10 protein-coding genes are annotated in these 13,800 nt (G+C 35.9%); 5 read left to right on the top strand and 5 right to left on the bottom strand.

All coding sequences use genetic code 11. From position 1 onward, the window contains the following. Positions 1–110 precede the first annotated feature (110 nt). Both ACNQGH_RS07325 and odhB read left to right on the top strand, forming a co-directional pair. The gene (locus ACNQGH_RS07325; RefSeq protein ID WP_417955329.1) at positions 111–2,885 is read left to right on the top strand and encodes a 2-oxoglutarate dehydrogenase E1 component; all 2,775 of its coding nucleotides are present in this window, start codon (positions 111–113) and stop codon (positions 2,883–2,885) included. A 153-nt stretch (positions 2,886–3,038) separates the two neighbouring features. After that, positions 3,039–4,271 carry a 2-oxoglutarate dehydrogenase complex dihydrolipoyllysine-residue succinyltransferase gene (odhB, locus tag ACNQGH_RS07330; protein WP_417955330.1) on the top strand — a complete coding sequence of 411 codons (1,233 nt, stop codon included), beginning with the start codon at positions 3,039–3,041 and terminating at the stop codon, positions 4,269–4,271. Positions 4,272–4,343: 72 nt separating this feature from the next. Here the strand turns inward: odhB and ACNQGH_RS07335 are convergent, their stop codons facing one another. From ACNQGH_RS07335 to ACNQGH_RS07355, 5 genes are all read right to left on the bottom strand, one after another. After that, entirely contained in the window at positions 4,344–5,111 is a 768-nt protein-coding gene (locus ACNQGH_RS07335) for a hypothetical protein (RefSeq protein WP_417955331.1), read from the bottom strand. 26 nt (positions 5,112–5,137) lie between these two features. Next, positions 5,138–5,575 (bottom strand): retropepsin-like aspartic protease, encoded by a 438-nt coding sequence (locus ACNQGH_RS07340; RefSeq protein ID WP_417955332.1) that lies wholly within the window; start codon positions 5,573–5,575, stop codon positions 5,138–5,140. Beyond that, positions 5,572–8,184 (bottom strand): CHAT domain-containing protein, encoded by a 2,613-nt coding sequence (locus ACNQGH_RS07345; protein WP_417955333.1) that lies wholly within the window; start codon positions 8,182–8,184, stop codon positions 5,572–5,574. The genes ACNQGH_RS07340 and ACNQGH_RS07345 overlap by 4 nt, the downstream gene beginning before the upstream one ends. 64 nt (positions 8,185–8,248) lie before the next feature. Continuing rightward, entirely contained in the window at positions 8,249–10,198 is a 1,950-nt protein-coding gene (locus ACNQGH_RS07350; protein WP_417955334.1) for a PKD domain-containing protein, read from the bottom strand. 203 nt (positions 10,199–10,401) lie between these two features. Continuing rightward, complete coding sequence (locus ACNQGH_RS07355; RefSeq protein ID WP_417955335.1) at positions 10,402–11,382, bottom strand: hypothetical protein; 981 nt, start codon at positions 11,380–11,382, stop codon at positions 10,402–10,404. Between the two features lie 164 nt (positions 11,383–11,546). Between ACNQGH_RS07355 and ACNQGH_RS07360 the strand changes: the two genes are divergently transcribed. The 3 genes from ACNQGH_RS07360 (at position 11,547) to ACNQGH_RS07370 (ending at position 13,746) form a co-directional block, all read left to right on the top strand. Then, entirely contained in the window at positions 11,547–12,137 is a 591-nt protein-coding gene (locus tag ACNQGH_RS07360; protein WP_417955336.1) for an RNA polymerase sigma factor, read from the top strand. Next, positions 12,134–12,853 (top strand): tetratricopeptide repeat protein, encoded by a 720-nt coding sequence (locus ACNQGH_RS07365; protein ID WP_417955337.1) that lies wholly within the window; start codon positions 12,134–12,136, stop codon positions 12,851–12,853. Before ACNQGH_RS07360 ends, ACNQGH_RS07365 begins: the two co-directional genes overlap by 4 nt. Before the next feature lie 113 nt (positions 12,854–12,966). After that, on the top strand, positions 12,967–13,746 hold the full coding sequence (locus ACNQGH_RS07370) for a TatD family hydrolase (protein ID WP_417955338.1): 780 nt from the start codon (positions 12,967–12,969) through the stop codon (positions 13,744–13,746). The last annotated feature ends 54 nt before the right edge of the window (positions 13,747–13,800 follow it).

Here is a 13,800-nt window from a genome sequence, read left to right on the forward strand (position 1 = left end):
GGGTTTTTTTAACAAATTTTTACGTAAAAGTACGTAAAAAATCGATTTAGATATAATTGATTATCGTACTTTTGTCAAACTATTTAACAAAAAGTACATTCACTAATATTATGGATAGGTTTTCATTTTTAAACGCAGCACACACCGAATTTTTCGCACAATTATACGATCAATATTTAGTAAATCCAGATAGCGTAGAGCCAAGTTGGAGAAGTTTTTTTCAAGGTTTTGACTTTGGGATGACTACTTATAATGATGAAAATCCAGTAACCTACATTGCAAATGTTGCTGCTGGGAATGTCGAGAGTACCCATGTATCGGAAAAACTTCAAAAAGAATTCAACGTACTAAAATTGATTGACGGGTATCGTTCTCGTGGACATTTGTTTACAAAAACAAATCCCGTAAGAGAGAGAAGAGCTACTTTGCCTACTCTGGATATCGTAAATTTTTCGCTTTCTGCAGCAGATTTAAATACTGTTTTTGATGCTGCAAAGGTTATCGGTATTCAGCCTTGTACGCTTCAGGAAATTATAATGCACTTGGAGAGTATTTATTGTCAGCATATTGGTGTTGAGTATATGTATATTCGTAAACCGGAAGTGGTGGAATGGATTCAGAATAAACTGGGGATAAATGACAATCAACCTAATTTTTCTGTTGATGAAAAGAAATCCATTCTTGATAAATTAAATCAAGCAGTTTCTTTCGAGAATTTTTTACATACAAAATACGTTGGTCAAAAACGATTTTCGCTTGAAGGAGGGGAATCTGTAATTCCTGCTCTGGACGCTTTAATTGAAAAAGCTGCTGAAAAAGGAGTAGAGCAATTCGTAATGGGGATGGCACATAGAGGTCGTTTGAATGTTTTGGCAAATATTTTTGGCAAATCAACCCAAGACATTTTTGGTGAATTTGACGGTAAAGATTACGATCAGGAATATTTTGATGGAGACGTAAAATACCATTTAGGTCTTACAGCTGATAAAGTGACCAGTACAGGAAAAAAAATAAATATTAATTTAGCTCCAAATCCTTCTCACCTTGAAACAGTAGGTGCAGTAATTGAAGGAATTACAAGAGCAAAACAAGATAAATATTTCCCTAATGATTTCTCTAAAGTATTGCCAATCGCTGTTCACGGTGATGCCGCAATTGCTGGTCAGGGAATTCTTTATGAGATTGTGCAAATGGCACAGTTGGATGGATATAAAACGGGGGGAACAATTCACATTGTAATCAACAATCAGGTAGGTTTTACTACAAATTATCTGGATGCTCGTTCCTCTACCTATTGTACAGATGTTGCCAAAGTAACACTTTCGCCCGTATTACACGTAAATGCCGATGATGCAGAAGCCGTAGTACATGCCATGTCATTTGCTTTGGATTTCAGAATGCAATTTGGTCGTGATGTATTTATCGATTTATTAGGATATAGAAAGTACGGACACAATGAAGGTGACGAACCTCGTTTTACTCAGCCAGTTTTATATAAAATTATTGCGAAGCATCAAAATCCTAGAGACATTTATGCCGAAAAATTGTTGTCAGAAGGTATTATTGACGCTACTTATGTAAATGGATTAGAAAAAGAATACAAATCTAATCTTGAAGTAAATCTTGAGGCATCTCGTAAAAAAGACCTGACGATTATTACTCCATTTATGAAAAATGAATGGAAAGGTTTTGAGCAAGTAACAGATAGGCAAATGCTTGAAAACGTAGATACTTCTTATTCTAAAGAAGGACTTACGGAAGTTGCAGACGCTATTTGCAATTTACCTTCGGATAAAAAGTTTATCAGTAAAATCCAAAAATTGATTAACGACAGAAAAACAATGTTTTTCGAAACCAATAAGTTGGATTGGGCTATGGCCGAACATTTAGCTTATGGGTCATTGTTGCAAGAAGGATATGACGTCCGTATTTCTGGACAGGATGTCGAAAGAGGTACTTTTTCTCATCGGCATGCCGTGGTAAAAGTTGAAGATTCAGAAGAAGAAGTAGTTTTAATAAATAATTTAGAAGGTAAAAAAGGAAAATTCAATATTTTCAATTCACTCTTATCTGAATATGGTGTTTTAGGTTTTGATTATGGTTACGCTTTGGCAAACCCAAATACACTTACGATATGGGAAGCACAGTTTGGAGATTTCAGTAATGGAGCCCAAATTATGATTGACCAGTACATTTCTTGTGGAGAAGATAAATGGAACAATCAAAACGGAATCGTTTTACTATTGCCTCATGGATACGAGGGACAAGGGGCGGAACATTCGTCAGCCAGAATGGAACGTTATTTACAACTTTGTGCCAGACAAAACATGTATGTTGCTGATTGTACAACACCAGCCAACTTCTTCCACTTGTTGAGAAGACAAATGAAAACGACTTTCCGTAAACCGCTTATCGTGTTTACGCCAAAAAGTTTATTGCGTGATCCAAGAGTTGTTTCTTCTGTTGAAGAATTTGCAAATGGTAGTTTCCAAGAAACCTTTGACGATGAAACAGTAAATAAAGCGGAGGTGAAAACATTAGTTTTCTGTACCGGAAAATTCTATTATGATATCACGGCCGAAAGAGAAAATAACGGTCGTAAAGATGTTGCTGTAGTTAGAATCGAACAATTATTTCCATTACCGGTAGCACAATTAAAAGCCATTATAGCCAAATATCCAAACGCTGATGATTATGTTTGGGCACAAGAAGAGCCTAAAAACATGGGGGCTTACAGCTATATGTTGATGAATTTCGATTTAGTAAAATGGAGATTGGCTTCGTTAAAGGCTTACGCAGCACCGGCAGCAGGAAGTTATACAAGAGCAAAACGTCGTCAGGCCGATGCAATACGAATGGTATTTGATAAAAATTTATTCAGATAATAAGGAGCTGTTTCCTGCTGTACACTGTATTTTTTTTTTTTAATAAAAATGAAAAGGATGCCACTGCATCGGGACTAAAATACACACACAATACCCATAGGTTGTTTTTAAAACAATTTAAAATTTAAAATTCATAATTTAAAATAATAGAACATGATTTTAGAAATGAAAGTCCCATCACCAGGGGAATCTATAAAAGAAGTTGAAATTGCAACTTGGTTAGTAAAAGACGGAGACTATGTAGAGAAAGACCAAGCGATTGCAGAGGTTGATTCTGATAAAGCAACATTAGAATTGCCTGCAGAAGCAAGCGGAATCATTACATTAAAAGCAGAAGAAGGCGATGCTGTAGCAGTAGGAGCAGTAGTTTGTTTAATCGACACTAGTGCTGCAAAACCATCAGGCGCTGCACCAGCGGCAGAAGTTGCAAAAGCAGTTGAAGCACCAAAAGCTGAAGTTAAAGCAGAAGCGCCAAAAGCGGCTCCGGTAGCTCCAGCAGCAACTTACGCTGCAGGAACTCCATCGCCAGCAGCAAGAAAAATATTAGACGAAAAAAATATAGCGCCAGCTTCAGTAACGGGAACTGGTAAAGATGGAAGAATCACTAAAGATGATGCCGTAAATGCGGTACCATCTATGGGAACCCCTACAGGGGGATCTCGTGGGACAGAGCGTACTAAATTATCTATGTTACGTAGAAAAGTGGCTGAAAGATTAGTTGCTGCTAAAAACGAAACAGCTATGTTGACTACGTTCAACGAGGTAAACATGACGCCAATCAACTTGATTCGTAATGAATACAAAGATGCGTTCAAAGCAAAACATGGAGGAATTGGTTTAGGATATATGTCTTTCTTTACTAAAGCAGTTACCAGAGCGTTAAAATTATTCCCGGATGTAAATTCAATGATGGATGGTGATCATAAGATTGCTTTCGATTTTTGCGACATTTCAATTGCAGTTTCAGGGCCAAAAGGTTTAATGGTTCCTGTAGTTCGTAATGCTGAAAACTTGACTTTTCGTGGAGTTGAAGCGGATATAAAAAGATTAGCATTAAAAGCTCGTGACGGGCAAATCACAGTTGATGATATGACTGGTGGAACGTTCACGATTACTAACGGCGGTGTTTTTGGCAGTATGTTGAGTACCCCAATTATCAATCCTCCACAATCTGGAATCCTTGGAATGCACAACATTATTGAGCGTCCAATTGCTGTAAATGGTAAAGTGGAAATTCACCCAATGATGTATGTAGCTTTATCTTATGACCACAGAATTATTGATGGGCGTGAGTCTGTTGGTTTCTTGGTAGCAGTTAAGGAAGCATTAGAAAATCCATTAGAGTTGTTGTTGGATAACAATCCTAAGAAAGCATTCGAATTATAGTGAGTCTACTTTTGATATATAAAAAAACCCATTTGACTTTTTAGACAAATGGGTTTTTTTTAGCTAATTTTTTTAAATTCCTTTAAATTCCACGGAATCAAAAAGAGCATAATTTTGGCTTTGCGGAATATGGTCACCGATAAATTGTAAATTCTCGACGCTGCAATAGATGTTGAATTTGATGTTTTTACCATAATTAAGCCGGGCAGTTGCCATAATTGCATCATTGATTTTCCAACTTACAGCATAACGCCCACTTGAAGTTAGTGTTAATTGAATCGTGAGATTGTACAATTGTTCTCTTTTGATTTTCTTTTGAACAGATTGGAACGGATAGCCTTGTGAGGTTATATATACGATAAGATCATCCGGTTCTGCGGCTAATTGATCTCTAATGGCCTGCGTTCCGTAACCGATCTCAAAATCAAGTTCGTGGGTATCGTTATTGTATAAAAAAGCTCCGATGCTTGCCTTGTCGCCAACACCCATTGCAGGGACATAAACATTCCAACGGTAGGTTCCTGCGGCAAAATTTGAAATCGTTTTTACCTTTGATCTTTCCCAAGTGTTTGGGTTGGTAAAGATGCGTAAATTCCCGTTTTCAATCCAGTAATTTGGATTTCCGACTTGGGTAGCGTCTTCCCATTCAGATAAATCGTCGAAATTCCAAATTTTCGAATACGCGGTGTTTGAAATTTTTGAATTACTGCTGTTCAAAATACTAGAGTTGCTGGAATCTGAATTGGTTACTGTTTCATTTTCGTTAGTTAAGTTGGCGGGAGAACAGGAAAATAAAAGTAGTCCCATAAATATGGCTAGTTTTTTGAAGATAGTTTTCATCTTTGCTTGAGGTTTTAAGGCCGTTTTTATTGTAAATATAAGCAATAATTAAAATAGTCCACTATTGCTTTTCCTTTCATTAAAACATCAGCACCAATGATTCCGTGAACTGGTTTGGATTTGTGTTGGATCAGCGCTTCATTCACATGAGATAAGTCAAAAATTACAAGATCAAATTCCAAATCTTTCCACTTGCCAAGTTGAATGTGATTTTTAAAAGCAATTTGAGTGAACATTCCATTTGCTCCGGCACCAGAAGCTTTGGTTTTAGATTTTTTGGCCTCCAATAGAAACATATCTATGCTTTCAAATCCTACACAACTATTTGACGCACCTGTGTCAAGAATAAAGTTGCCAAGTACACCATTGATCTTTGCTTTTATTAATAAATGCTGTGTTTTGGTGATTTTGAATTTTACTTTTTTGTAGTTTGCTTTTTTAAGAATGTCGTGAAGGTTTTTCATTTTTTATTTCTAATAAACACCAAAATTAATCCAATTAGAATCAAAAAGCCACTACTATAAAAAATATAATTTATAAGATTACTTTTTGTTTCAATTCCACCATAGTAAACAAAAGCACTCCAGTAATAAGGTGATTTTTTGGCGTTTGGAATAGTTGTGTCATTTAGAAAATTCAGTTTAGCATTAGCATCAGCCTCGAAATAGGATTGCCCTTCTTTACAATTTTTATAAAAATAAGTCATAAAAACAGCCGTCGTATAATCGTTTACTTTCCAGAGTGAAAACAACAAATTTTGTACTCCGGCAAATTGAAAGCCTCTGGCAATACTCATGGCTCCTTCGGATTTATAAAGTTTTCCTATTCCGGTTTCACAAGCGCTCAGTACGACCAAATCAGGATTTATTTTTAAGTTGTATAATTCCGAATATAAAATTTCCTGATTGAAAAATTTGATGCTGGCCGGCGTTTCGATGTCGCCTGCAGAAGCATGTGTGGACAAATGCAGAATCGAATACTTGGGAGCATTGATTTTAAAGTTTTCGAATGTTGCCGTTGCATTTTCAAAAAACTGACCTTCAAAATTATTTTTTATGGATTGCATTTCGGTTTTCGAAAAAGCCAATGCATAAGGAGTGTTTTCAAAAACAGGAAATATCCCTAAAACAGTTTGCTGTGCTCCCGATAGTGGTTTTTCATTCAAATAAAATGTAGCCGAATTGTTGTAGCCAATTTTGAAATCATTCAATAAATAATGCACATTGGCAAAGTTAGTGGTTTCGGATTTCTTAGTAATTAATGCTTCAAACGGAAGAAAATTGAGAATGCCATCAGGAACAATCAGTAAGTTTTTATGGATTGTATTTTTGGGTAATTTCAACAAATCATAAGTAATTTTCCCCTGTCTGGTATAGCCTTTTATATCATTTGTAATGGCATTGGCATCACTAAAATAGTCCATGAATTGCCAGATTTTGGTTAAGGAATGCGCAGTATCACTAAAAGAGTTTAGTTTTATTTCTTGGTTTTGCAAAGTAAAATAATACATCTTTTCAAACCCGGAAAAATAATAAACCATAACGGCTTTGTCTTTTTCGAGCTTTGAAAATAAAGCATTTATATCTATATTTTCTGGAACAATACCATCGTTTTTGATGCGAATATCTTTTAATGAAAGCAGCAATGAATTCTGTTTTTTGATGGCTTCGTTTATTTTTGAAATATTCGCTGAAATGCCTTTTTGCTGTTCTTTGACAATGGTATTACTCCAGTCTTGCAATTGTTCTAAGTGCCATTTTTCGGCTCTAGAAACAGTCTTGTTTTTTTCAAGATAACTTTTTAAAACGCTCGATTTTGTTCGTTCGGCTAATTGGAAAGCATTTTTTATATAGTTGATGTTTTTTTCTTTTTGATAGAGCAAATCATAAATAGCGATGCATTTTTCACTACGGTTACGAACGCGGGTCTGATTGATTATTTTTGAGTTTTCATAAACCAAAAGGTTGGCATATAGAGCCTCGATATGAAACGAAAGAGCATATGCTTCCAGTGCTTTTTTGAGCTGATTTTGTTTTTGAAAAACAACCGCCTGTAAATCTAACGCATCCAGTAAAACTGTTTCGGCGTATAGTGAATTTTGGTCTGGTAAGATGGTTTTCGTACTGGAGTAATTCGGAATCAGAGTTTTGAAAACATTCGAAATTAAGACCGATGCTGCTGTGTATTTTTTCTGTTCAAATAGCAGTAATGCGTTTTCATAATCAAGTTTGGCTATTTTTCTAGGTTCTTTATTGTTGGCTTCCAAAAAAAGTTTCTTTGCCTTCCCAAAATACACATTGGCGCTCTCAAACTTTTGCTCTTGTCGATTAAGCGCCGATAAATTTTGATAACAATTGGACAATGCTTCCGATTGATTTTTATCATTTTTCAAAAGCTGAATCGCTGCCTCAAATGATTTTTCGGCATTGTTATAGGGGTCTGGATTTGTTGTAAATTTTTTAATGCTCAGCAAATAACTGTTTCCCAGATTGTTGAGTAAGGTCCCTTTTTGAACGTTCGAAAGTTGCTCCGTTTTTATGGTTTTTTCTAGCAAATCAATGGTTAATGCGCTCTTGCCGGAACTTTGGTACACGTTTGATAAATTAAGAATCGCAGCTATTTTTTGTAGTTGGTTTTTTTCTTTTTCCGCAACGAAATAATACTGTTTTATGACGTTTTCTGCATTGTCATAATCACCTAAAATGGTATGCAAATTTCCTAGCGGTTTCAAACAATATTCAATAATGTCATACTCGTTAAGTTGGTTTTTCTGGTAAATTCGCCATGCTTTTTCGTAGCTTGAAATCGCTTGATTGGTTTTGCCAAAGTGGTTCTGGTAGAAAGCGATGTTGCAATTTAAAATCACCATTGCAAGCAGTTCATTTTTTGATTTTGGCTTTGGATTATTCCAAAAAGAGTGTTCTTTTGTTGTGAGATTTTGTAAGCCCTTAATAGATGGATGGGCTACATAAGCATCGAGGATATTGTATATTTTATTTTCTTGAGCAGCTGTATTTTGCCCAAAAGTATTTAAGCAAATAAGCATCAAAAGAGAAAGGAGTTTTTTTACCATTAAAGAATTAACTTTATTGCATCATTAAAAATTCGTCTAATCCGTATTGTTGGCGTTTTATTTTTTAGAACTTCCAAATTCCGTAAAGCTGAAAATAATTGAAATTTTCTTTGAAGTTCATGATGTATCTCGCTCCCAAACTTGGACCAATTCTAGCAAATCCTCCGGTGAAATCTAAAACGAATCCAGTTTTAACATCAGTAAAGGAATTGGAAATAGTATTGGTAAAGTATTCTGTTTTGAGTAAATATCGGTCAGAGGTACCTTCAAAAGTTTCGATTTTTTGGGTCTGTTTTTTACTTTCAGACACATTCATGTTGAATTGGATTCCAGCTCCAATTCCGAAATAATTGTTAAGGTTGTAACGGAAAAGTACAGGAACTTCCCAGTTGATGTTTTTGTTTTCTGCTGTGGTAGTTGTTCTTTGTAATTGTACGTTTCCGGTTGATTGATTGATTGCATCGCTAACCGTAACTTTATCATCATAAGTATGTGCACTGTTTAAAAATTCGGCTTGACCATAATACCGATAGGATTTAAAAGGAGAGATTGTTGCGCCAACAAAATAGCTTTTGGAATTTTCTAAATGAGGATAAAGGTTATAGCCGGCTTTGGCTCCAACAGAAATTCCCGGTAAGAATCGGGTAGTGGCATAATTGGTAATTATGGGTTCGTTTTTGTCAAAAATTATTGCGGTTCTGCTTTTGGTTTTTATCTTGTGAAAGTCTTTGTTGAATTTCATGGAGTATTTTACAAACCCTTTGGTGCTGTCAATTTCTTTTACATTTTTTTGATTGCTCCCAGGTAAGTAGATATTTTTAAAAGTAAAAAATATTTGATTTTGTCTAATAATCGTGTCTAAACAACTTGTTGTGGGAATTTCATTTTTGGGACAAATTGGGCATTTTGGGTACATGTCTTCGATTTGAAATGTTTTTTTGTCGAACATTTCCGGAACATCTGTCTCCAGTCGAATCATTCTTGCCGGGCCTTCTCCGTTGTTCTGAAAACGGGTTTTAAAGTTGACTCTTTTGAATCGGACCAATCTATAATTCATAAAACTTCCGTTAGAACCCATTTTATTTGGGTCGTGAGAAGTGACAATTTCCATTTCCAGATTTTTTATTTTGTGATTTTTAAAACTTCTGTTAGGTACAAATATACCGCGCATGGTAACCGTTGCGCTAGTATCTTTGATCATTTCAGGAGTGGTTTTGAACGTGTAAAAGACATTGTGGGTTTCACTTGGATTAGTGTCGTCAAATTCCAGGATGGAAACATTATTGTATGCTTTATTTGCTTCCAAAAGTGTGGCATCTAAGTCTTCTTCGGCAGTTGTGGTTCGGTACTTTTTGGCTGGAGCCAAAGTTTCGTTGGAGGCCAAATATGCATTAGAATCGTCCAGGTCAATCAGAGACGCAATCGTGTTTTCCTTGATTTCGCGTTCTCCGGCATAGGTTCTAAAATCAACCAGTTCGAAATTGTTGTTTTTAAATTGTTTTTCGTTGTAAAAGAGATATAATTTACCGCTGCTTACATAGTTTTGCAAATTTTGATAACTTAAAATAACGACCATTTCCTGCTCGGGAATAGGGTCGCAATTTTTTTGAATTGAAAATCCATTTTGATCTTCAATGGAAGCAATGTCTTTGTAAAGATCATCTGAAATTTCAGTTACTGCTACTTTTTTCGGTCGTGTTGCAGGTGTCTTTCCGTTATCATAATTATTGGTTACGGTAAGTCGGGCGTTATAGGTTCCTTTGGTTTTGTAAACGTGTTTGGGTTCTGCTTCTTTGCTGTAATGACCATCGCCCATTTCCCATAAATAAGAATAAGTGGGTTTTGGTGCACCGGCGATTGGAATAAGCGGTGGCGTTTCTGGTTTGAAAGAGACAAGTTTCCCTTTTTGATTGTATGTAATATAGGCTCTTCGGGTGACAGTATCTTTTACTTTTGTTTGGGAATAAAAGGAAAAAGAGGTTAGCAATAAGAGGGTAAATAATAGTTGTTTCATAATCGGGGTGGTTTTAGCCCTGATAGGCCATATTCCTTTTGTCGCCTATTCGGCGGGCAAAAGATGGCAACGGATAGTAGGATTAGCTCTAAATTACTACCTCGTTTGTTCTCAAAATGACTCAGGATATATGGAAATTATTTTTTAAAAGTAAAAAAAAGTGGTGAGCAAATCACCACTTTTCAAAAAATTTATTTTGTAAGTTATTGTATTGCATTGATTGCGGCTATTAATTGTGCTTCGGTTCCTAAAATTGTTTCGGCTAATGTGAAAGTGTATACATCGTTTGCCTGAACCGTAACGGCTTTAATGGCGTACCTCCATTGTCCGTTATCTTCGGTTGCGAAAATCACGTGACAAGCCAGGCCTACTGGAATTTGACCGTAATGTTCGCTGAACAATCCTGCTGCAGTGTAGGTATCTAATTTTGCAAGCGCATTCTGTCCTTCGCCGTCATAAGACAAATAAATAGCGCTATTTGTATTGTCGTAACCAGTAGGGGCATCAGCAAGAATGGTCGTTTTGGGCCTTGGGTCGCTATAAAATTTATCTACATTTGTCCATCCAAAGTTACCAAAAGATACGTAATAGTTGTTTCCTTCTGCTTGTACACCTCCTTTGCCGCCATTTGCTCCGGCAGTATCTCGGGCATCTTGCCAAGCCAAGTCGCCGTTAGCATCTATAATTCCGGTCCAAAATGTCATTGCGGTATCTGTACCGTCAGTTAAACTTGCGGGAACCATTAGATTAATGTTGCAGGTAGTTGCAAGTGCTACTCCGCCTTGTGTTGCCTTGATAAAGAACTCTCCTCCTGAAATTAACAAATTTCTATTCCCATTTCCCATTATGCCCATTGTTGGTTTGTTTGTTACCAGCATATTGCCTTTGTCGAACAATTCAACGAATTCTATGTCAACGGTTCCTGTTACCGGATTTCCTGCTTTGGTCAAACAGTCACCGTTTATGTTTATTTTTACTCCTTTTGCCGAGGTTAAAGTGATTGCGCCGGTTGCTGCGGTGAGAGTAAATTTTTGAGTTTTTGCTGCCAAAGCTTCTTTTCTTACGGCTGCGAACTCTGCCGCCGATGCTGGTGTACTGGTTGTGTCGGTCCCGTCATTGGTACAGCTTACTAATGAAATTGTTGCTAAGAATAGTAATCCGATGTTTTTAAAATTTGTTTTCATGATTTCTGATTTTTTAAATTGTTTTTTTAATAGATACTTTTTGTTTTGTAATTGTTACCCCATTTTTTAAACTATTTTTATTGTTTATTTGGGCTTCATTCTTATATCAATGCGCTTCTTATTTTGTTACCCCTTTTTTTACTATTTTCGATAAAATTTTTTTTATGGCTACTAATGCGATTCATTCCGACCAAATCTATATCGATGGACTTGCCAATAATAACTCGGGAATCATTCGATCGATTTATAAGAAGTTTGTCCCCAAAGTGGTTTCTTATATCAGGAATAATTCCGGTGATGAAGATCAGGCCCAAGATGTGGTTCAGGAAATTATGATTTTACTTTTTAATCAGGCTAAAGCAGGTAAATTGCAACTAACCTGCCCGTTCGATGCCTACTTTTTTTTATTGTGCAAAAGAAAATGGTTGAATGAATTGAAAAAATCATCGAATAAAGGGGTAACAATCAAAGATGATTTTACATCTAATAATGAACCCACGGAAGAGATGGTTACACAAACCGAAGCATACGAGGAAAAACAACAGCTTTTTGATGCGATGTTTCAAAAACTGGGAGACAAATGCCAAGAGCTGTTAAAATTGAGTTTTACCCTAAAATCAATGGAAGAAGTGGCTGAGAAGCTTAATGTAACGTATGGTTATGTCCGAAAGAAAAAATCATTGTGTACGGGGCAGTTGACCCAGTGGATTCAGGAAACGAATCGCTTTAAATCTTTAAAAATTACCCAGCCATGAACGAGGAACGCTATATAGTATTCGACCAATATCTTCAAAACGAATTGTCTGCCGAAGATAAAGTAAAGTTCGAGAGCGCATTGAACGAAGACCCCGAATTGGCTTCGGCATTTGACACTTTCAAGCAATTGAATCTGCATCTGGAAAATAAATTTGGTAATGCTGATGAATTTGACAGTTTTAAAGAAAACGTAAAGACGATTTCTAAGGAGCATTTTACTGTTTCTAAGCCAAAAGTGATTGCATTCAAACCCTGGATTTATTTAGTTGCCGCATCAGTTGCGGTTTTGGTCGGGTTGTTTCTGTTTAATCCAAATCCCAATTTTGAAGATTTTAACCAACATGAAAATGCCTATTTTACCGAAAGAGGCACCATTGATGAAAATTTGAAAGAAGCAGAAGAAGCCTTCAATGCCAAAAATTATAAAGTGGCTATTCCGTTTTTTGAAACTGTTTTAAGGGAGAAAAAAACTGCTGAAATTCAATATTTTTATGGGGTTTCATTGTTGGAAGCTAATAGGACTCAAGAAGCTGAAGCTGTTTTTAATGAACTGAAGTCAGGAACTTCTATTTATAAAAATAAAGCGATATGGGGTCTTGCCTTATCTGAACTAAAACAGAAAGACTACAAATCATGTAAGAAGATTTTGTTGACTATTCCTTCAGATTACGAGGATTATGATAAAGTTCAGGAATTATTGAAGGAATTGGATTAAGTAACCCTTAGCGGAATGACCAAGCCGCTGAAAATGAAACTTTGATTAATCTTTGTTAAACCACTTTTTCGACTAGTTTTATTCTTGTAATTTTGCAGTCTTAAACTTTAGACTTGGAAACAAAAACAATAATCACTGATACGCATACCCATTTATATTCTGAGGAATTCGATCAAGACCGAAACGAAATGATCCAAAGAGCTATTGATGCAGGAGTTTCCCGTTTTTTCATTCCTGCAATCGATTCTACTTGCACGGAATCCATGTATGAATTAGAAAGAAATTATCCGGATAATGTGTTTCTGATGATGGGCTTGCATCCTACTTATGTTAAGGATAATTATCTGGAAGAGATACGACATGTGGAAGAAGAGCTGGCTAAAAGAAAATTCTATGCTGTTGGCGAAATTGGAATTGATTTGTATTGGGATAAAACTCATTTACCACAGCAACAAATCGCTTTCAGAAGGCAAATTCAGCTGGCGAAACAATATAAATTACCAATTGTGATTCATTGCCGCGAAGCTTTTGATGAAATATTCGAAGTTTTGGAAGAAGAAAAGTCTGATGATTTATTCGGAATTTTTCATTGTTTTTCGGGAACTTATGAGCAGGCATTACAAGCAATTTCGTATAATATGAAACTTGGGATTGGCGGTGTAGTTACTTTCAAAAATGGAAAAATTGATCAATTCCTAAATCAAATAGATCTGAAACACATAGTTTTAGAAACGGATTCGCCTTATTTAGCTCCCATTCCTTATAGAGGAAAAAGGAACGAAAGTAGCTATCTGGTAAAAGTTGTAAATAAGTTGTCCGAAATTTATGGTCTGGCCCCATATGAAATTGCGGGAATAACAACGGAGAATTCTAAAGCAATTTTTGGGATTTAAAACAATTTTACTTTATTTTAACTTTTTTTTTGTTCATTTGCCCACACAAACATA

Origin of the sequence: Flavobacterium kochi (genome assembly GCF_048286715.1) — a bacterium.
Classification (GTDB): Bacteria; Bacteroidota; Bacteroidia; order Flavobacteriales; family Flavobacteriaceae; genus Flavobacterium.